18 protein-coding genes are annotated in these 21,711 nt (G+C 43.8%); 17 read left to right on the forward strand and 1 reads right to left on the reverse strand.

Translation table 11 applies throughout. The features are described from left to right. The first annotated feature begins 33 nt into the window (after nt 1–33). Nucleotides 34–825, forward strand: a complete 792-nt coding sequence (locus ACSFXN_RS17660; protein WP_437151470.1) for an ABC transporter ATP-binding protein — start codon at nt 34–36, stop codon at nt 823–825. Between the two features lie 78 nt (nt 826–903). On the opposite strand, the gene ACSFXN_RS17665 is transcribed toward ACSFXN_RS17660, so the two are convergent. After that, complete coding sequence (locus ACSFXN_RS17665; RefSeq protein ID WP_437151597.1) at nt 904–1,920, reverse strand: NADP-dependent oxidoreductase; 1,017 nt, start codon at nt 1,918–1,920, stop codon at nt 904–906. A 213-nt stretch (nt 1,921–2,133) separates the two neighbouring features. On the opposite strand from ACSFXN_RS17665, the gene ACSFXN_RS17670 reads away from it, so the two are divergent. From ACSFXN_RS17670 to ACSFXN_RS17745, 16 genes are all read left to right on the forward strand, one after another. Further along, nucleotides 2,134–2,865 carry an SDR family oxidoreductase gene (locus ACSFXN_RS17670; protein ID WP_437151598.1) on the forward strand — a complete coding sequence of 244 codons (732 nt, stop codon included), beginning with the start codon at nt 2,134–2,136 and terminating at the stop codon, nt 2,863–2,865. 296 nt (nt 2,866–3,161) lie between these two features. After that, nucleotides 3,162–3,899 (forward strand): SDR family oxidoreductase, encoded by a 738-nt coding sequence (locus tag ACSFXN_RS17675; protein ID WP_437151472.1) that lies wholly within the window; start codon nt 3,162–3,164, stop codon nt 3,897–3,899. Between the two features lie 255 nt (nt 3,900–4,154). Next, nucleotides 4,155–5,111, forward strand: coding sequence for a sugar kinase (locus ACSFXN_RS17680; protein WP_437151473.1), 957 nt, complete (start codon nt 4,155–4,157; stop codon nt 5,109–5,111). A gap of 19 nt (nt 5,112–5,130) precedes the next feature. Then, nucleotides 5,131–5,751 carry a bifunctional 2-keto-4-hydroxyglutarate aldolase/2-keto-3-deoxy-6-phosphogluconate aldolase gene (locus ACSFXN_RS17685; RefSeq protein WP_437151475.1) on the forward strand — a complete coding sequence of 207 codons (621 nt, stop codon included), beginning with the start codon at nt 5,131–5,133 and terminating at the stop codon, nt 5,749–5,751. Between the two features lie 14 nt (nt 5,752–5,765). Further along, nucleotides 5,766–6,842 (forward strand): mannonate dehydratase, encoded by a 1,077-nt coding sequence (gene uxuA / locus ACSFXN_RS17690; RefSeq protein ID WP_437151476.1) that lies wholly within the window; start codon nt 5,766–5,768, stop codon nt 6,840–6,842. Next, a complete protein-coding gene (locus tag ACSFXN_RS17695; protein WP_437151477.1) occupies nt 6,839–7,675 on the forward strand; it encodes an SDR family oxidoreductase in 837 nt (278 codons plus the stop codon). The genes uxuA and ACSFXN_RS17695 overlap by 4 nt, the downstream gene beginning before the upstream one ends. Before the next feature lie 4 nt (nt 7,676–7,679). After that, complete coding sequence (locus ACSFXN_RS17700; protein ID WP_437151479.1) at nt 7,680–8,687, forward strand: LacI family DNA-binding transcriptional regulator; 1,008 nt, start codon at nt 7,680–7,682, stop codon at nt 8,685–8,687. 47 nt (nt 8,688–8,734) lie between these two features. Beyond that, a complete protein-coding gene (locus ACSFXN_RS17705; protein ID WP_437151480.1) occupies nt 8,735–10,072 on the forward strand; it encodes a gluconate:H+ symporter in 1,338 nt (445 codons plus the stop codon). A 525-nt stretch (nt 10,073–10,597) separates the two neighbouring features. Beyond that, nucleotides 10,598–12,346 (forward strand): M28 family peptidase, encoded by a 1,749-nt coding sequence (locus ACSFXN_RS17710; protein ID WP_437151481.1) that lies wholly within the window; start codon nt 10,598–10,600, stop codon nt 12,344–12,346. Between the two features lie 47 nt (nt 12,347–12,393). Beyond that, nucleotides 12,394–13,479 carry a mandelate racemase/muconate lactonizing enzyme family protein gene (locus ACSFXN_RS17715; RefSeq protein WP_437151482.1) on the forward strand — a complete coding sequence of 362 codons (1,086 nt, stop codon included), beginning with the start codon at nt 12,394–12,396 and terminating at the stop codon, nt 13,477–13,479. Nucleotides 13,480–13,483: 4 nt separating this feature from the next. Beyond that, a complete protein-coding gene (locus tag ACSFXN_RS17720) occupies nt 13,484–14,695 on the forward strand; it encodes an MFS transporter (RefSeq protein WP_437151483.1) in 1,212 nt (403 codons plus the stop codon). Nucleotides 14,696–14,746: 51 nt separating this feature from the next. Beyond that, nucleotides 14,747–15,430: a hypothetical protein gene (locus ACSFXN_RS17725; RefSeq protein WP_437151485.1), complete on the forward strand. Its 684-nt coding sequence runs from the start codon at nt 14,747–14,749 to the stop codon at nt 15,428–15,430. Between the two features lie 108 nt (nt 15,431–15,538). Beyond that, nucleotides 15,539–16,966, forward strand: coding sequence for a sodium:solute symporter family transporter (locus tag ACSFXN_RS17730; RefSeq protein ID WP_300991408.1), 1,428 nt, complete (start codon nt 15,539–15,541; stop codon nt 16,964–16,966). 30 nt (nt 16,967–16,996) lie between these two features. Continuing rightward, a complete protein-coding gene (locus tag ACSFXN_RS17735) occupies nt 16,997–18,247 on the forward strand; it encodes a M20 family metallopeptidase (RefSeq protein WP_437151487.1) in 1,251 nt (416 codons plus the stop codon). Nucleotides 18,248–18,292: 45 nt separating this feature from the next. Further along, a complete protein-coding gene (locus ACSFXN_RS17740) occupies nt 18,293–19,402 on the forward strand; it encodes a zinc-binding dehydrogenase (protein ID WP_437151489.1) in 1,110 nt (369 codons plus the stop codon). Nucleotides 19,403–19,553: 151 nt separating this feature from the next. Then, a complete protein-coding gene (locus ACSFXN_RS17745; protein ID WP_437151490.1) occupies nt 19,554–21,599 on the forward strand; it encodes a sigma-54 interaction domain-containing protein in 2,046 nt (681 codons plus the stop codon). The last annotated feature ends 112 nt before the right edge of the window (nt 21,600–21,711 follow it).

The raw sequence follows: 21,711 nt of genomic DNA on the forward strand, positions 1-21,711 counted from the left end.
TTATCTGTTTTCATTAAAGGAAGGGGGAGTTGGATGCTTCGGGTAAATAATATAGAAGCTGTTTATTCCAAGATGATTCTTGCGCTTAAAGGGGTTTCCCTCGAAGTGCCGGAAGGAAAAATTGTAGCGCTGCTTGGCAGCAACGGCGCCGGCAAATCAACGACGTTAAAGTCGATTTCAGGGCTGCTTGCCGGAGAAGATGGACTGATCACGGACGGGACGATTGAATTCAAAGGACAGAAAATCAACGGAATGGCCCCGGATGCCATTGTGAAAAGTGGAATTTTTCAATGCATAGAAGGCCGGCGCGTCTTTAAAGATTTAACGGTTGAAGAAAACCTCATGGCCGGCGCCTATACTCGGAAAGACCGTAAAAACATAAAAGGGGATATTGAGAAGATCTATGAATACTTCCCGAAATTAAAAGCGCTTCAAAGCCGGAAAGCGGGTTTTCTGTCAGGCGGCGAACAGCAAATGCTGGCAATTGGCCGAGGCATCATGGCGAAGCCAAAGCTGCTGCTGCTGGATGAACCATCACTTGGAATCGCACCGTTACTAGTGGAGGAGATTTTCAAGAACATCAAAAAGATCAACCAGGAAGAAGGCATGTCCATTTTGGTTGTAGAACAAAATGCCACGGTAGCTTTATCGATTGCCGACTACGGCTACATTATGGAAGGCGGCCGTGTGGTCATGGAAGGCGCAGTGGAAAACCTTTTGGCGAATGAAGAAATCCGGGAACATTATTTGGGGATCGGCAAAGAAGGCGAAAATAATTTCAAAGAAGATAAGATGTACAAACGGCGCCAGAAAATGGTTTGGTAATAACAAGAAAAACACTCAGCGGAGTTTGAATCCAGTGAGTGTTTTTTGTTTTGGAGAATTTGGTTTTCGCTGCTTAAATCAGTTAAATTCAGGATCAGCAACTTTCACCAGCATTTTGCCGATATTGGCGCCTTCAAAAAGCCCGATAAAGGCGTCCGGCGTATTGTCGAAGCCTTCGACAATCGTTTCTTCAAATTTCAATTTGCCTTCCTGCAGCCACTTGGCCATATCAGCAGAGCCTTTTTCAAATCCCGCTGCATAATTGCCGACTGTATAACCCTGGATCAACGAGCTTGTTTTGATCAGTGCAGGCTGGATGCGCGGACCCACATCTTCTTCTTTATTATAGGAAGAAATGGCGCCGCATAAAGGGATGCGCGCATTCTTATTCAGTAAGTTGATGACGGCATCTGATACCTCACCGCCGACATTGTCAAAGTAAACATCGACGCCATCAGGCAAAGCCGCTTTTAAGTCATCCTGGAAGCTGTCTTTTTTGTAGTTGACCGCATGGTCGAAGCCCAGTTCATTTATCAGGAAATCGATTTTTTCATCAGAGCCTGCGATGCCCACCACTTTGGTTCCTCTGATTTTAGCAATCTGGCCAACAGCCGAACCGACGGCTCCTGCTGCGCCGGACACCACGACCGTTTCACCGGCCTGCGGCTTGCCGATATCGAGCAAACCGAAATAAGCGGTCAGCCCGGTCATTCCCAGAATCCCGAGGTACGCAGTGACAGGGGCGATAGAAGTATCGACTTTACGGATTTTCTCCTCTTTCACCATACTGTACTCTGCCCATTTCATGTAGCCGGTTACGACATCTCCTGGTTTGAAAAGTTCGGACCTGGATTCCACTACTTCAGCAACCGCTCCGCCGATAAGGGCTTTATTTAATGGAAAAGGTGCAATATACGATTTGGTATCCCGCATGCGCCCGCGCATATAAGGGTCAACGGATAAATACAATGTTCGCACCAGCACCTGATTTTCTTCCGGTGACGGCATATCCAGTTCCACAAACTCAAAATCTTCTTTTGATGGCAAACCTTCCGGACGGTTGGCTAAATGAATTTCTCGTTGCTTAGATGGGATCACGGCAATTCCTCCTTCATTTTCTGAATGGAATGTATTGGCAAAATCGTAACACTCCCGTTGGGATGGGGTCAAAGATTTTGGTACAAGAGCAGCGTTTTGATGCATGGAATTTACGGGTAGAGTAAAAGATGTAATAAATCATCTTTTTTAGCTTAGGCAGCGGATTTTTGTTCATCAAACAGAAATGGAGATGAGTGGAGCGTGGAAAACATGAAAACAGCCATCATTACAGGTGCAAGCAGCGGGATTGGGCAAGCCACAGCAAAAGAAATGGCAGCGAAAGGATTTGCGGTCATGCTGGCGGCAAGAAGGGAAGACCGGCTGGTGGAACTGAAAAATGAAATCGAAAAAGCTGGCGGACGGGCGGAATATCAAGTGACCGATGTCAGTTCAAGAATTGAAATGCAGTCGCTGGCAGATGCCACGCTTGCCCAGTTCGGCCAAATAGATGTCTTGGTCAACAATGCCGGCTTGATGCCATTGTCTTATTTGAATAAACTGAAGGTCGACGAATGGGATAGAATGGTCGATGTCAATATCAAGGGCGTGCTTTACGGCATTGCGGCGGTTCTTCCTTATATGGAAGAACGAAAAAAAGGGCATATTATTAATGTCGCATCCGTGGCGGGGCATGTCGTTTCACCGGGAAGTGCTGTTTACAGTGGAACAAAGTTTGCGGTACGTGCCATCACGGAAGGGCTGCGCAAAGAAATCGATCCTTCCCATGAAATCCGGGCGACGATCATTTCTCCGGGAGCGGTAGCGACGGAATTAAGAAATACGATCACGGACGAAGATGTTCTGACCAATTTTAAAAGCAGAAGCGGCGTAGAACCGCTGCAGTCAATAGATATTGCCCGCGCTATCGTCTACGCAGTCGACCAGCCGCCGCATGTCGACGTTAACGAGGTGTTGATCCGGCCGAGGCAGCAGCCGAATTGATAGTAAATAAATTTCTGTTTGGCATCTAATGCGGGACTAAGTTTAGGGAGCGGTTTTCAGGTGAATGAACGGTGAACGCAGATAAACGATTTTGAGCGCAGATAAAAACATGCTGAACGCTGATAAATCGATTTGAACGCAGATAAACTTTTCTAAGCGCAGATAAAGCCTCACGCACCCCGAAAATCAAATGCAGGACATTTGATTAAATGACAGTTTACAGCCCGTTGCAACAAGTTTAAAGTTTTAGAAGGCAGTAAAATAATGATTCGAGCGGAAATGGAGCGGTAAACACAATGGCAACAACGAAATCAGCAATTATCACAGGCGCGAGCAGTGGAATCGGGCAAGCGACGGCAAAAGAATTAGCATCAAGAGGATTTGCTGTTATGCTGGCGGCACGGCGCGAAGAACGTCTGGTTGAATTGAAAAACGAAATTGAAGAAGCAGGCGGCCAGGCTGCATACAAAGTGACGGATGTCACTTCAGCTGAAGACATGAAAGCGTTAGCGGAAGCAGCCATTGAACAATTCGGCCAAATTGACGTGATGGTCAATAATGCAGGCTTGATGCCGCTGTCTTATATGAACAAACTGAAAATCGAAGAATGGGACCGGATGGTCGATGTCAACATCAAAGGCGTACTGTATGGCATCGCTGCTGTACTGCCGTATATGGAAGAGCGCGAAGAAGGGCATATTATCAATATTTCTTCGGTTGCAGGACATGATATTACGCCGGGCAGCGCGGTGTACAGCGGAACGAAATTTGCGGTCCGCGCCATTACCGAAGGGCTGCGCCAGGAATTGAGTCCGGCGATGAACATCAGAGCGACCATCGTCTCGCCGGGCGCAGTCGCAACTGAATTGTCTGATACGATTACCGATCAAGATATCCTGGACGGATTCGCAAGCGGAAGTCCAATGAAGTTTTTGGAAGCGGAAGACATTGCCCGAGCCATCGGCTATGCAGTCGAACAGCCGAATTATGTGGACGTAAACGAAATATTGATCCGGCCAAGACAGCAGAAATAACAACAGCTTACTTATGAAGGCACGAATTTTCTAATGAAACTAGAAAATTTCGTGCTTTCTTTTTTTATATAATTTGCAGTAAAAAGCCTGTTGCTCTGCTTTTGGTGAATCTATTTCATATTACTCATTTTTCTCAATATTTTAAGAGTGCTTGATTTTGAAAGCACTTTCACATATAATTCTACTAAACCGATTTACTAAACCGATTTATCAAATCTTCATTTCAATATAAAGTGTGTGAGAGGGGTAATTGAGTTGTCGAAGACTTTTAGTGTTTTTACATTGGGTGATGCGCTGATCACGTTCAATCCCTCTGAGACTGGACCATTGCGGTATGTTTCTGCTTTTACCCGCAAAGTGGGCGGAGCAGAATTGAACTTTGCCATTGGGTGCGCACGTTTAGGCTTGCATACCAAATGGACAAGCCGTTTAGGCGGAGATGAATTCGGCCGTGTCATTTATAATTTTGCACGCGGCGAAGGCGTCGATATGGCGAATGTCGAGTTTGTCGAAAACTACCCGACATCATTGAATTTCAAGGAAATCCGTGAAGACGGATCCGGAAAAACGTTTTATTACCGTTACCAGTCGCCGATTTTGACGATGGAACCGGAAGATATTACAGAAGCGATGTTCGAAGAAATCGATTTGATTCACTTGACCGGCGTTTTCCTGGCAATCGATCCGAAAAACCTGGCCATTGTCAAACGGGTGCTGGAAATTGCGAATGAAAAAGAAATTAAAGTATCGTTCGATCCGAATATCCGATTGAAGCTGTGGACGCTTGAACAAGCAAAAGCGGCGTACCAGGAAATCTTCCCGTATGTCGATATTTTATTGACCGGGCTGGATGAAATCGAAATGATTATCGGTGATGCTTCTGAAGCAGCGCTGGAGCAATGCGCGATCGACTTCAATATTGGCCAGCTTGTCATCAAAGACGGCGGCAACGGAGCACGGCTTTACCAAGGTCAAACCTGGTATACGAAAGAAGCGTTTAAAGTCTCGCCAATCGATACCGTCGGAGCGGGAGACGGCTTTGATGCCGGCTATATCTACGCTATGCTTCACGGCTACTCGCCGGAAGATACGCTTGAGTTCGCAAACGGTGTGGGTGCGCTTGTGACAACCGTATCAGGAGATAACGAAGGACTGCCTTACCTTCAGGAAGTAAAGGCTTTAATCAGTAAAGAAAAAATCATTGAACGTTAAATAAAGGAGGAATCCCGATATGTTGAAACACGCTATCCTATCCCGGCTGACAGAAACGAAAGTGGTCGCAGTCATCCGCGGCAGCAGTGCAGAAGAAGCGATCGAGTTGTCGAAAGCGGCAGTGCAAGGCGGCATTCCAGCCATTGAATTGACTTATACAACTCCTCAAGTGCAGAAAGTTTTTGAAGCTTTGGGTGAAGAAGACGTTTTGCTTGGGGCAGGATCGGTACTTGATCCGGAAACAGCGCGACACGCAATTTTAGCAGGAGCGAAGTTTGTGGTCAGCCCGCATTTCAACGAAGAAATTGCGACTGTCTGCAACCGTTACGGCGTTCCGTATTTGCCGGGCTGCATGACCATCCGTGAAATGGTCAAAGCTTTGGAATCCGGGAGCGATATCATCAAATTATTCCCGGCGAACAATTTCGAACCTTCCTTTATTAAATCGGTCAATGGACCACTTCCGCATGTGCGGATCATGCCGACAGGCGGCATCAATTTAAACAACATCCAGGACTGGCTTTCAGCAGGAGCAGTCGCAGTCGGAATCGGCAGTGATCTGAACAAAGCATATGCAGCAGGCGGATTTGAAGCAGCTGTAGAACTGAGTCAAAAATACATGCAGCAAAGCGTGCAGTAAAAGGAGTGGCAACGATGAATATGACATTTCGCTGGTACGGCAGAGGCAACGACACCGTAACTTTAGAACATATCAAACAGATTCCGGGTGTAAAAGGAATTGTCTGGGCACTTCATGACAAACCCGCAGGAGCAGTCTGGGAAAAAGAAGACATCAAAGCTGAAGTGGAATACATTGAATCCCACGGCTTCCATATAGATGTAGTAGAAAGCGTCAACGTCCATGAGTCCATTAAATTGGGCAATGCAGAACGCGACCAATACATCGAAAACTACAAACAATCAATCCGCAACTTATCGGAATTCGGCGTTAAAGTGATTTGCTATAATTTCATGCCGATTTTCGACTGGACACGCACTGAAATGTTCCACCCGCTTGAAGACGGTTCAACAGCACTGTTCTTTGAAAAAGCGAAAGTGGACAGCATCGACCCGAAAGAACTGGTCCGCCAAGTCAGCGAAGCGTCCGATTTGACGCTGCCAGGCTGGGAACCGGAAAAGCTGGACCGCATCACGGAATTGTTTGATGCCTATAAAGAAATCGACGAAGCGAAGCTTTGGGAGAACTTAGCGTTTTTCCTTAAAGAAATCATTCCGGTTGCAGAACAAGCCGGCATTAAAATGGCGATTCATCCGGATGATCCGCCGTTTTCAATCTTTGGTCTGCCGCGCATTATCACAGGCGCAGAAAGCTATGAAAAATTGATTGAAATTTCGGATTCACCATCTAATGCTTTCACAATGTGCACAGGTTCCATGGGAGCGAGCACCAAAAATAATATGGTTGAAATTGCGAAGAAATACGCAAACCGCTCACCATTTGCCCATATCCGCAACGTGAAAATCTACGACAACGGCGATTTCACGGAAACGTCTCATTACACACAAGACGGATCAATTGATGTCAAAGGTGTTGTCAAAGAATTGCATGACCAGAATTACACAGGGTATGTCCGACCGGACCATGGCCGCCACATCTGGGGCGAAGTTTGCCGCCCGGGCTACGGTTTATATGACCGGGCGCTCGGTATTATGTATTTGCTTGGTTTATGGGATGCTTACGAAACCAAAAGAATGGAAGGTGCAAAATGATTCCAATTCATGAAAATCTTCAAGGCCGAGTAGCAGTCATCACTGGCGGAAGCGGCGTATTGTGTTCAGAAATGGCGCGTGAACTGGCGCGCCAAGGCGTCAAAGTCGCCATTGTCAACCGAACGGCTGAAAAAGGCGACGCGGTTGCTAAAGAAATCACGGAAGCTGGAGGAGCTGCTTTGGCCATCCAGGCAGACGTCTTAAACCGCAGTGACTTGGAAAAAGCGAAAGACGCCGTACTCAACGAGTTTGGCAAAATTGATATTTTGATCAACGGAGCAGGCGGGAACCACTCGGATGCCATCACTGGACCTGAACTGCACGATGAACAAGCGGCAGGAAAATCTTTCTTCGACTTGGAAGAAAGCGGTTTTACCAATGTGTTTTCTCTGAATTTCACTGGCACATTTTTAGCTTGCCAAGTGTTCGGCAAAGAATTGCTGAAAAGCGAAGCTCCAGCCATCGTCAATTTATCATCAATGAGTTCGTATGCACCTTTGACAAAAATTCCAGCGTACAGCGCAGCCAAAGCATCGGTCAATAATTTCACAATGTGGATGGCGGTTCATTTCGCTGAAACCGGTTTACGCGTCAACGCCATTGCACCTGGCTTTTTCAAGACTACCCAGAACAAAGATTTGCTGGTGGACCAGGATGGCAATCTGACTGCACGATCACAAAAAATCCTTGCTGCTACACCAATGAAGAAATTCGGTCAGCCTGAAGATTTGCTTGGAGCGCTCCTGTTCCTGGTGGATGAATCGTATTCTTCCTTTGTAACCGGTACAACATTAGCGGTTGACGGCGGCTTTATGGCTTATTCAGGAGTCTAGGCTTATGGCGAGAAATGTAACCATAGCTCAAGTAGCTGAACAAGCGAAAGTTTCGAAAAGCACCGTCTCCCAATTTTTGAATAAACGCTATGAGTACATGAGTGAGAGCACGCGCCAAAGAATTGAAGCGGCAATTGAAGAGCTCAACTACCACCCGAATATTATTGCGAGAAGCTTGAAGCAGAAATCGACGTATACGGTAGGGGTCATTGTCGCCAATATTCTTCATTCGTTTTCAACGCAGATCTTGCGTGCCATTGAAAATAATTTCAATGACAACGGCTTCCACATCATCATCTGCAACGCTGATGATGAGCCGGAAAAAGAACGGAATTACATCGAGATGCTGTTGGCGAAACAAGTCGACGGGCTCATCATTTTTCCGACCGGCGGCAACCTTGATCTCTATGAACAAATGAAGCAGCGGAATTTTCCGGTCGTTTTCATGGACCGGAAAATTGACGGGTTAGAAATTGATACCGTCATGCTTGATAACCACCAAGCTGCGAAACTGGCGGTTGATGCTTTTGTTGAAAGCGATTACAAGCAGATTTCCATTATTACAACATCGATTATCCGCAACACAAGCCCGCGTGTCGAACGTATTGAAGGCTATAAACTGGCGCTCGAAGAACATGGTCTTCCGGTGCGGCCGGAATACATCCGGACAGCGGATGCCGAACAGATCCAAGGGGTATTGAAAGAGCTGTTCGCGTTACAGGAACCGCCTGAAGCCATACTTGCCGGAAACGATATTGTACTAATTGAAGTGCTGAAATACATGAAAGACCATCAATTGAAGATTCCCGAAGACGTCGCTGTCATCGGCATCGATGAAGTATCTTTCGCGAGCTTTTACTCACCGCCGCTGACGGTGGTGACACAGCCGACAATTGACATGGCCAACAAAGCCACTGAATTGCTGCTGGCACAGATTAACTCAAAAAACAAAACAGCCAGAACTGCCATACATCGCTTGCATCCTAGTTTAATAAAGAGAAGTTCTTGTTAACGTGCTTGGAAATGGGTTTTTTGGTTAAAGAATAGGTGGAAAAAGGAATGGATTGGATTATTGATTCGCTGCCGATTATCTCGGTAGCACTAGGCGTAGCCTTGCTGTTGTTCTTGAATATGAAAGTGAAACTGAACAGTTTTCTTGCGTTACTGATTTCTGCAATTTTTGTCGGGATTTTAAACGGCTTAAGATTGCCTCATATTGTTGAATCTATAAAAGACGGTTTCGGCAGCACACTCGGAAGCTTAGCGCTGATTATCGGGTTGGGGGCTGTTCTTGGTAAATTGATGGTCGATTCAGGAGCTGCTCAGCGTGTAGCTTCGACTTTATTGAATAAATTCGGTGTGAAAAATATTGAATGGGCGATTCTGATTGTCGGCGGAATCTTCGGGATTTCCGTATTCTATGAAGTGGCTTTCATTATTTTAGCCCCGCTTGTCATCAGTATTGCCATTGAAGCAAAAGTTTCGTATATGCGCCTTGGGATGACTATGGTTGCCGCTGCTACAATGGCGCACAGTTTGTTCCCGCCACAGCCAGGCCCAACCGCACTTGTCGCTGCGTATGGTGCGGACATGGGTATGGTTTACATACTTGGAGTAGTAGTATTTGTGCCTGCAGTTATTGCGGCAGGAATCATCTTGCCGAGATTGCTGCGCAATCTGGATAAACCGGTTCCGCCTCTTTTGAAAAAACCGAAAGAATTTGCGGACGATGAAATGCCTGGCTTTGCTATCAGTATTTTGGTGCCATTATTGCCGGCTATCATTATCACAAGTGCTACAATCATCAACTATTTTATTGAAGAAGGAACGCTGATCCACGATATCGTCAACTTCTTCGGAAGCGCCGAAATCTCAATGCTTCTTGCTGTATTGGTTGCTATTTATGTCTTCGGCCTTCGCCGCGGACGCAAAATGCATGAAGTCATGGATTCGTTCTCAGGGGCAATCTCAAGCATCGCCATGATCATCTTGATTGTCGGTGCCGGTGGTGCCTTCAAACAAATCATTTTGGATTCTGGTGTCGGCGATTACATCGCGACGATGATGCAGAACACAAGCGTTTCACCATTGATCATGGCTTGGGTTATTACAGCCATCCTGCGTATTGCAACCGGTACAGGCGTTGTATCAGCTATTACCGCTGCAGGTATCGTAGGTCCGATGATAGATACATTTGACGTTAACCCTGTGTTGATGGTGCTTGCAACTGCTGCAGGAAGTAACACGATCACTCACGTGAACGATGCGTCGTTCTGGCTGTTCAAAGAGTACTTTAACTTGTCGATCAAAGAGACATTCAGAACTTGGGGTCTTCTTCTATTGACCACTTCTCTTGTGGGTCTTGGAGTTGTCCTGCTTCTCAGCTTGTTTATCTAATCGAAAAATGTCCGTCCTGCTTTTTGCAGGGCGGGCTTTTTATATGGTTTGGAACTCGATTCCTTTAATAGCTTGAAATCGTTGGCAAGAAGAATTAATAGAGTTCACAAAAGGGGAAAGGTGACTGGCAGTCTAAAGGAATAAATTGAAATAAAAAAGCTTCACTTTCTTCAGTCAACATTGAAGAAAGTGAAGCTTTTTTACTTCTCATTAAGGTGTGGCTTCTAAAATTTTAGGATAATAACGCATAGCCTAAGAAACCCTAAGTTAAGAAAAAAATAGAGGAAGCGGCTTATCTTCTTCTCTAGAAAAGAGTGGAGGCTTTCAAAAGAAGAAGTTTAGCAGCTTCAAAGATAGCAATGCCGGTAATTAAGCTTGAAAGTTTGAGAACTTTTATAATTAGTCGGAATTTGGCATAAGAATTGCAATATGTGTAGTAAGGAATTTAATGAAAGGAGGAAAAGTTTTCTTCAAGGATAAGGATGGCACTGATAACAAAAGAAACTTATTAAAGGAGGATTTATTTTGCAGACAACAGAAAAACTATCGGCATTTGAAAATGAACTGCGGGCAGATGTTTCAAAAAAAGGCCTCATGGAGTTTACAAAAGAAATTGCGAAAGAAGTTCGACTTTCAGGATCTGAAGAAGAACTAAGAGCATTTGAATATGCAAAAAGCCAATTAGAAAGTTTTGGGCTGCAAACGGAATTGCTGTTCAGCGATGCTTACATCTCAATTCCGTTGAGCGCTTCGCTTCATGTTAACGGTAAGGAATTTGACTGTATCACTCATGCAATGTCGAAACCCATCAAGGACTTAGTAGCTGAAATTGTTGATCTAGGCAATGGTTCGGATGAATTATATCAGTCAAATAACGTTAAAGGAAAAGTTGCTCTGATCGATGGATTAGCAACTCCGGCAGGCGTTCAAAAAGCAGCTTCATATGGTGTAGCAGCCGTACTTTTTGTGAATGCCAGATATACGCATGAAATGATTGTGTCTCCCGTTTGGGGTACTCCGGTTCCAAAAACATTTTCCTATTTGCCAAATACTCCAGTGGTTTCCGTAAATTTTGAGAATGGACAATCTATCCGAAAAGAGATTCAAGATAAAAGAAGTGAATGCAGAATTTCAACAGAAGTAGATACCGGTTTCCGTTCTATTCCAACGTTGACAGCCGAAATCAAAGGAAGCGAAGAGCCGGAAAAATTTGTCATGTTCAGCGGCCATATTGATTCCTGGCATTACGGGGTTATGGACAACGGGACTGCCAATGCAGTGATGTTAGAAGTAGCCAGAATCCTTTCCCAGCATCCAGAAAAATTGAAGCGCACACTCCGGCTGGCATTTTGGTCCGGGCATTCTCATGGGCGTTATGCAGGCTCGGCCTGGTATTGCGACACTCATTGGGAAGAGCTGCATGAAAACTGCGTTCTTCATGTCAATGTGGATTCGGTAGGCGCAAAGGATGCCGTTGTTTTAACGGAAGCGAATTGCATGAAGGAAACGCAAGGTTTTGCAAAAGAAGTGATAGGCACATTAACTGGAGAAGAATATGAAGGTTCCCGGTTTGGGCGTGCAGGCGATCAATCATTTTGGGGAACCGGTACACCTTCAATTTTCATGGGGCTATCTGAACAAGTACCTTCTGATGAACCGGCGGCTGCAGCTTTTAAGAACTTATTCGGCGGAGGAAAAGCAGGCGGCTTTGGCTGGTGGTGGCATACCACTGAAGATACGATCGATAAAATTGATCCAGACTTCTTAAAACGGGATTGTGAAGTTTATTTGATACTGGTTTATCGGGCTTTAACCAATCCATTAATTCCGGTCAACATACTGGAAGGCGTAAAAGAGATCGAAGAGGGGTTAAAAGAATGGCAACAAAAAGCACAGGGAAGATTCGATTTGTCTGTTGCTGTTGAACGGGCACAGCAATTGAAAAAGGCAACTGAGAAATTCCAGCAATCAATAGCTGGATTGGAGAACGAAGACAAAGAACGCATTTCGTTGGCAAATGAAACCATAATGGAACTTTCCCGAATTCTGGTCCCTTTAAATTATGTAAAAGGAAACGTTTTTGATCACGATTTTGCACTTAAACAGCCGATCATTCCAAAACTTGCTGAGTTGGATCAATTGCTTCAAGCAGACAAGGATTCGAATGAGTTTCAGTTCCTGTATACCTCTTTGCTTCGGAGCAGAAATGAAGTGAATTTTGCTTTAAAGAAGGCAAGCCAGGCTGTGGAACAAGCGCTTGAGCAAATAGTCTAGGGGATAGCCGGAAGGATCTTAGTATTTATGCAGAAAGCAGTGATGAGATGCTGATAAAGAAAGTTGAAGTAAAGCTGATCACAACCCCTTTCAATGTGAAGTTTCGGACAAGCTATGGGGCTATGCCGACCAGCCAGTCCCATATCATAGTCAGAATTACTGATGAGGATGGGGCGATAGGGATTGGTGAAGCGTCCCCGCTTCCTTTTTTCACAGGCGAAAGCGCTCAAATGATGAAACTGGCAATTGAAAGGGAACTTGGTCCTGCAATCATCGGAGAAAATGTGTTTTCAGTTGAAAAAATCCATCAAAAAATGAATGCGGTGTTATATCCGGCGACTGGAGCGAAATCTGCTGTCGATATGGCGCTGTGGGATTTGAAAGGCAAAAAACTGAATGCCCCTGTTTATCAATTGTTAGGCGGTGAACAGAAATCCGTTCCTGTCGCCTATGCTTTAGGGGAAGACGTTCCTGAACAAATGGAAAGGATGGCCCAGCAAAAAGCCAAGGAAGGATTTCGGACGATCAAAGTAAAAGTGGGTCTGAATCCTGAAAAGGATATTAAAACGATTAAAAATATCCGTCAATCTGTAGGAGAGGAAGTGCAGATCCGGGTAGATGCAAATCAAGGTTATACCGTAAAAGAATCATTAACCGTATTAGAAGAAATTCAAGACCTTGCAATTGAATACATGGAGCAGCCGGTTCCTTACTGGAATACCGATGGCCTTGCTGAGGTGCGGAAATATTCAACTATCCCGATTATGGCTGATGAAAGTATTCATTCCATTCATCAGGCAATGGAGTTAAGTAAAAAAGGGGCTGTCGATCTTTTTGGCATAAAGCTGATCAAGTGTGCCGGCATCACGAATGCTTTGAAAATTGCTCATATAGCAGAAGCAGCGGGAATCGATTGCGTATTAATCAGTCCTTGGGATACACAGCTTGGCACTCATGCAGGAGGGCATCTTTCCATGATCTTTTCTAACAAATATGCCCAAGAGCTTGTCGGGCCTCATTACCTGACGGATGACCCATTTGCTTCAGATGTTAAAAAAACCAGTTATGCACCAACTAATCTCCCAGGGTTTGGCGTAGCGGATACTTTCACGCATTTGATGGAAGAGTATTGAACAGATGAAGACCTATCAATGGGTGGTTGTCGTCTTTGTCAGCATGGTGCATTTTTCAGCTTTCACGCAAAGGATGGATATTGTTCCGTTCCTTGTAGACTTAAGAGATGTCTATGATGTTGGATATGCGGAAGTGGGAGGACTTGCTTCAGCCTTTTTACTTGGATATGCTCTTTTTCAAATTCCTGCAGGCATGCTAGCGGACCGTTACTCACCGAAACTGCTTATCTTTATCGGGGTCTCTGTCATGTTTGCAGCGTCTCTGCTATTTGCGGTTCTTGAGGTGTTTTGGCTAGCGCTTGTTCTTAGGTTCATCATGGGCCTGTCTTCGGCGATGTTATTTTCACCGGGAATAAAACTGGTGTCCACTTTTACTCCAAGTGATAAAAGAGGCGTTAGCATCGGGATCATGGAAGGCGGAGCAGGGCTAGGGATGTTAATGACCTTAACCGTGTTGCCGATTTTGTCTTTGTATGTTGATTTTCGGATTTTATTTATTTTTTTATCATTTCTGCTGCTTGTGCTTTTGATCTCGTTCCTGTTTTTGCCTGCATATAACAAGAAAGAAGTTGAGGCGGAAAAGCAAAGTGAGGGATCCCGCTTAAAACGTTTGAGCCTTATTGAATTGATAAAAAAGCCAATTGTTCTGAGATTGGTCGGCATTTCATTTTTCGGTCTTTTTGGCCTTCATGGGTTTATAACGTGGTTGCCGACTTACTTGGAAACGCTTGGCGGATTTTCCAAGAATCAAGTGGGTGGGATCATGGCAGTTACGATGATCAGTCAAATTATTATGGGACCAGTATCGGGAAAAGTATCCGATTGGATGGGGGAAAGGAGAACGACATTAATTGCCGGTTCCATCATGATGGCTGTCAGTTCAGTTTGGTTATTGGCATTCAAAGATTCAGGGATTTACTTTGCTGCTGTTTTGATAGGAGCAGGGATTTCCTGGGCGATGGCTCCGATGTTGACGATTGCGTCAGAACTGATAAAAGAAAGCGAAGGAGCAGTAATTAGCATCATCAATACAGTTGGCCAAAGTGCTTCCGCAATATCTGGTTATGTGTACGGTTTAATCTTTGAGTGGACTGGCCATTTTCAATGGATTTGGTTTTCGTGTTTGCTGATGTTCACCATACGTATTCTTCTTTCTTTAGGAAAACTAGAGGAAAAGGGCAGTGGAACTTCCAGGGAAGAGACGGAAAATGCGTAGATTATCCACTAAACAATCTTCATCAATCGAATCAGTAAGGGGAGGAACGGAATGAAGAAAATAATAGCAATGACCTTGCTGTTTTTAAGTACTTTTACTATACCTGCATTCGCGGCTGAAGCACCGCCAATATTGGAAAAAGGCATTATTGAAGTTACTGTCGGTTCAGAGGGAAGTGACGTAACTGAGCAACTAACACTTACAAACTTGGCAGGTTTTCCAGATGGCACTGTCGAGCATGTATTCACCAATTTAGGATCAACTTCTGACTTAACAATTACAGCAGAGGGGGAAGAGTTGGATTTCGAAGTGGTTGAAGATGAAATTATAAATAAGGTGATTGTAACCCTTCCGGAAGGAGCTGGGGATGGATTTAGTTACAATATTTCTTACTCCTATACAGGATCAGAAAACCGGATTCCAATAGTCATACCTGCTGCGAGTACAGATGGCAATGGGAACGATGTTTTACTGCGGGTAACGATTCCGGAAGGCCAATATTTGCAAAGCTCCTTTCCGATAATTGATGTGGGAGAAACAGGAACTTTAGAAGAGTACATGATGAATATTCCGAATTTTGTCAATCTGGAAATAAGTTCTTCTCCTCCGGGATTTTTAAATCCTATTAACTTATGGACGATATTTGGCTTAGTGATTATTTTGGGCTTTATTGGAGCTATGGCATATAGCCTGTTTAAACCGGCTAAAAAGACAGGGGGGTCAGTCAATGCTTGATTTTGGGCTACCATTTGCATTCTTTTTGGTATATGCAGTGCTTTTTATAGGCGGATATTTCATTTGGGCAATTCGGAGCGAAGAATAAAAGGGAAATGAGGGATGGCAATGTTTGATGTCAGTACAACATTTTATGTCGTTTTGGTCATTTATTTCATTGTAATTCTTGGGATTGGCTATATCTCTTTCCGAAAAAATAAAGATACGGAAGATTTTTTGGTAGCTGGCCGATCGATCGGTCCGGTTGTTGGCGGAGCCGCATTTGCAGCTACCCAGATGAGTGCTGGTACATTTGTGGGAACTTTAGGGATCCATTATCTAACCGGTTCCAGCTATATATGGATTTGGCTTGGCATGTGGACAGGATGGCTGATTGCAGCTACAGTCGTCGGCCCTAAATTTCAGGCGTTTAAAGGAAAGACCGTACCGGATTATGTGGGAAAACGATATAACAGCAAAACGGCTCGTGGAATTTCGGCTCTTTTGATTGTTACAGCATACACCATTTATTTGACTGCACAATATCAAGCCGGCGGGAATGTTTTTCAAACGGTATTCGGGCTTCCGTTCTTTTGGGGTGTGTTCATCACGATTGGTGTGACATTAATCTACACGATGTTCGGTGGTATGAGAGCGACAGCTTATAGTGATTTTGTTCAAGCGATCGTCATGGCAGGCTGCTTTTTTGCTGCCATTCCTATTTTGCTCATCCAAGCGGGAGGAACTGAATTTGTCGGTGACTTTTTAGGTACGTTCAGCCCTAATATGCTGACATGGCATTATGGCTTTATCGATTTGCTTGGGTTTGGAGCGGCATTCGGTTTATCAATATGTGTGGCTCCGTATGAGTTGGCAAGAATGTATACGTTACGCAGCCCTAAAACGGTAAGACTGGCAGTCGGTGTTTCGATGGTGTTTCAAGCAATTATTGCGGTGTCAGTTACAATTGCGGGAATGACTATTCGGGCAATGTACCCGTATATGAGCACTCCAGATATAGCTTCTACAATAATGGCCATCAATATTTTACCGCCAATTGTCGGTTCGTTAATCATTTTAGCCATTATCTCAGCTATTATGAGTACGGTGTCGGGAATTATGATCGTATCGGCTTCTGCAATTTCCCATGATTTTTATGCAACCATGCTCAAGCCGCATGCATCTGAAAAAGAATTATTGCGGGTGAACAGATTAGCGGTATTGGTCCTGGGAATCATTCCTGTATTTTTAGCTTTAAGGCAGATTGATTTGGTTCAATTTATTGTTATTTTGCAAGCCTCGCTTTCGGCCAGCTTCTTTTTTGCTACAGTGCTTTTTGGATTAAACTGGAAGCGCGGGACAGCAGCTGGCGCTATTGTTTCCATGGTGGGTGGTTTTACTACAGCGTTGTCCTGGTATATCGCAGGCAGCCCGTTTGGAGTGAATGAAGTTATTCCTGGTGTAATTGTCAGCAGTATTTTATACGTAACCGTTAGTTTGTTTACAAAACCTGTGCCACAAGAATCGCTGCGGCCTTTCTTTAAAGATATAACTTAATATTATTAATAACATAAAGTGAGGGATTTTATGGGAAACGGTGTAGTGCAAACTGTTGAAAACTTAAAATCGGAACTTGTCGAGTTTTTACAGCAAATGGTTCAAATTCCTTCTGAAAACCCGGAAGGCAGTTATGTAGAAATCAGCCAATTTCTAAAAGATAGGTTAACGCAATGGGGATTTAAAGTAGAGGTCATTGAAGTGCCGGAGGAAGAAGTGAAAAATTCAGGCTTACAAAAACCAAGAAAGAATATTATAGCTACGATTGAAGGGAAACAGGAAGGGCCCCATATATTGTTTAATGCGCATTTGGACACTGTGCCAGCAGGAGATCCGTCTTATTGGACCTATCCGCCATTTTCCGGAGAAATTGTTGAAGGAAAATTGTATGGGAGAGGAGCCACAGATTCTAAAGGTCGATTGGCGGCATACACGATGGCGGCATTGGCACTGAAAAAATCAAATATTCCTTTTAATGGAAAAGTCTCGATTGTAGCAACTTGCGATGAAGAAACAGGAGGTGCTTTGGGAGCCGGGTATGTAACAAATAATAAACTGATTGAAGGCGACATGGTCGTTGTGGAAGGATACAGCAATCAAATCGTCCGGGCAATGGCCGGGGTGCTGCAATTGAAAATTGAAACAGAAGGCATCCCGGCACACGCAGCATTCAAATGGAAAGGCAAAAATGCGATAGAGAAAATGGCGAAAATCATTCTAGAATTGGAAAAGCTCCAACAAAACCTGGAGAAAGAACTTTCTTCCATCACTGGTATGAGGCATACGACCGTGAACATTGGTGTTATTGAAGGCGGAACCAAGATAAACGTGGTTCCTGGAACTTGTCAAATAGAAGTGGATTTCCGGGTCATTCCTGAACATACTTTGGATGAAATTTATAATAGAGTACTGGCAATCATTGAGAAACTTCAAAATGAAGATCCGGAACTGAAAGCGAAAGTGACTCGAATTTCAAGTTTTGAAACAGATCCAACCGTAACAAGTGAAGATTCCCCATTGATCAACCAAATTCAAGAGGCCAACAAAGAAGTAAACGGAAAGAGTTTGCCGGTTGTTGGTATGCTGGGCCAATCGGATTCCCGGTGGTTTATCCAAAACGGAATTCCGGCAATCAATTTTGGTCCTGGAACAAACGATAACAACTTGCATGGCTACGATGAATTTATGGATATCGACGACTTGGTTCAAACGACAAAAGTGCTGGCTGTATTAATCAAAAATTATGTTGGCAGAAACTCTTTTGCAGAAAAAAGGCACTGACTTCGATTCCTTGATCTGAATTTGAAACTTACAGGAGGAGAAAGAATGGCTTCAAACCAGTACGAAAGTTTTAGCAAAGAAAGTGAAGTCCCAGCAACAATGCGTGCAGTTGTTATACGAGAGCATGGCGGTCCTGAAAAACTTTCTATTGAAAACGTACCAACGCCAGTGCCAAACCAGGGAGAAGTTTTGATAAAAGTAGAAGCAACTGCCTTGAATCATTTAGATGTTTTTGTAAGGGAAGGCTTGAAAGGACCTGGCGTCCATCCCATCCATCTGCCCCATGTGTCAGGAGTGGATATCGTTGGGCGTATCGTTAAATACGGCAAGGACAAACCAATGCATAGGGAATTGCCCGAAATAGGCGATCGAGTAGTGATCAATCCTGCGATTGGCTGCAATGAATGCCGGTGGTGCCGAATGGGAGAACCGAGCATGTGCCCGAATTACACCATATTGGGAGAGCATAGTTGGGGTGGTCTGGCAGAATATGTAGCAGCTCCTGCCCGGAATATTATGAAAGTCCCTGATCATATCTCTTCAGAACTTGCGGCAGCGGTGCCAGTAGCCTACACGACTGCTTGGAGAGGAGTGATGACAGTAGCCGGTGTCAAACCTTCCGACCGTGTATTGGTAGTAGGAGCGTCCGGTGGACTGGGATCGGCGCAAGTCGAAATTGCGAAAGCTGCCGGGGCAACTGTCATTGGAATTGCCAGTACAGAAGAGAAACGCAGGAAAGTAATTGAAAAAGGTGCAGACGAAGTGTTTGACTCTACCGGTGATTGGCAAGCGGATGTCATGAAATGGACAGATGGAAGAGGAGTCAGCATCGTTTTTGACTCGGTTGGCGCTCCTACAATGAGACAGAGCCTCAATACATTGGAGATGAATGGCAAACTGGTTCTTTCAGGTGCCACAGGTGGGGACAATCCGGATCTCAGTATTCGTGAGATCTATCAATGGCATAGAAAAATACTGGGAGCGCCTTTAGGAAATTGGGAAGATTTCTTACAAGTGACGGAATTGGTTTGGAAAGGGAAATTAAAGCCCAGCATTCATTCGGTCTACCCGCTGGATGAAATTGCAGAAGCCCAGATTGCTTTGGAAAAAAGGCGACACTTTGGAAAAATCGTTATCAAAGTAAGCCCTAATTAAAAAACGTGGTCTTAAAAGGTTTCTTTCAAGAACCTTTTAATGGCCGCGTTTTTTTAATTAAGTAAATCTAGGTATACCAGCGTTACGTTGACTATAAACGTCGTATAGTTTAAAATATTCAGTGAATTATGGACGGAAGGAGGAGATAGCTTTGAAACGACCTAAATTATTATTAGTCACTAAATCTAGACAAACGTTTGAAGTTTTTCATCAGCAATTGACCGAGTATTTTAAAGACGATGATTTGCAGATTGTTTCCTTGAACGAGGAAAACTGCCGCGACAGCGACCTCATACTGCTTTCGTCAGAAAAATTGATGGACACTCAAAAATTTCCTGCTGAAAAAACAATCGTTTCAAGACGAGGACTGGATATTTCAAAGCTTGAAGACTTGGTTAAATTGCCTTCTGATTCCGAATGCATTGTGGTGAATAATTTGCTAGAAAATACGGATGAAATCATAGATTTGTTGAAAAGCCTGGGGTTTGAATTCAATATGCATCCCTATTATCCAGGCTCCAATCAAAAAATAGAAGGAATAGATACTGCTATTGTGCCCTCAGTCATTGAACTTGTTCCCCCTTATATAAAAAATATCATTGATATTGGCATTCGCCCCCTGGATTTTTCCACTATTATAGAAGTTTCAATAAGACTAGGTTTAGATAGCGAAAAAGTGAATTCGCAATCGACTCGCTATGTAAAAGAAATTATCTCATTAAGCCAGAAGCTATCTTCTTCATTGGATATCGTGAAGAACTTGAATCACGAATTGGAAGCGATTTTTAATACCGTTCATGATGGCTTAATAGCGACAGATGACCATGGCCATATTCTTAAAATAAATAAAGCAGCAAAAGATATTCTAAATTATTCGAATCCGGAATCGATCCTTGGAAAAAATGCACCATTACTGTTTCCAAGGCTTTTTATTGAAAACAAAAAGAGTAAGGACCTTAAAGAAACAGCAATAGTAAATGTCAATGAGAAAAAATTGGTGGTAAATAAAAGTGAAATAGTCGTTAATAATAAAAAAATTGGCGAACTGACAGCATTTCAAGATGTCACACGGATTCAGTATTTAGAGAAAAGCATCCGGAAGGATATGCAGAAAATCGGCTTTTCTTCAAGATATACAAGCGAAGACATATTGGGAAGCAGCAGAAAAATCAAAGAAATAATGAATGTAGTCGAGAAAATAGCGAAAACCGATCATACAGTTATGATTCTCGGAGAAAATGGAACAGGCAAGGAATTATTTGCGCATTCCATCCATGATTTATCAGCGCGGGGTGATGGCCCACTGATTCCGGTGAATTTTGCTGGCTTGCCTCAATCATTAGCCGAAAGTGAACTTTTTGGTTATGAAGATGGAACATTCACTGGCGCAAAAAAAGGCGGGAAACAAGGGCTTTTCGAAATCGCCCATAACGGGACAATCTTTTTGGATGAAATCGGAGATGCTCCTCTACACATACAAACTTTATTGCTGCGGGTGCTGCAGGAAAAACAAGTGATGCGCGTAGGTGGAAGGAATTTAATACCTGTTAATGTCAGGGTAATTGCGGCAACAAACAAAGACCTCAAGCAATTGGTGAAAGAAGGAAAGTTCCGGGAAGATCTTTATTATCGGCTGTTTGTTCTGCCGATTCGTGTCCCTCCTTTAAGAGAGCGAAAAGAAGACATTCTCGATTTGCTCCATTATTTCATTGAAAACAATTCAACAGCAACTCCAGAAATTTCTCCTGCAGTGATAAAAGAATTGCTCGACTACGATTGGCCGGGCAATGTGCGGGAGCTGATAGGAGTCGTGCAATATATGACAGCAGTAATGGAAGATAATTGCATAACGCTAAACGATCTGCCTGAACAATTTAAAGAAAAGATGGATAAGGAAGAACGGCAAGAGAACGATCTATTGACCGCGCTGCAAAAAGAAGGGGATTTAAAAGAATTCTATGTGATTTTATCGAGTTTAAGCCAAGCGAAAAAACAGATGAAGAATATCGGCAGAGGAAAAGTTGTCGAGAACGTGATGACCGAAGGCTATAATCTCACAGAACAAAAAGTGCGAAAACGAATGGCGATACTGCGTGACCATGGGTTAATCTACTGCGGAGTTAAAGGGAAAGGAAGTAAAATCTCAGAAACTGGGGAAGCGTTATTAAAAATGCTGGAACCTACTTTGAAAGTATAATCTTGAATCATAGAAGACCAGTGCAAATCATTTTGCACTGGTTTTTGTTTTGGCCTAAACAGGTCTTTCCCAGGGAGTGCATAAGTTCAGAACACCCTAAGAAAACCTAACA

The organism is Planococcus sp. 1R117A (assembly GCF_051417975.1).
Taxonomy (GTDB): Bacteria; Bacillota; Bacilli; order Bacillales_A; family Planococcaceae; genus Planococcus; species Planococcus shenhongbingii.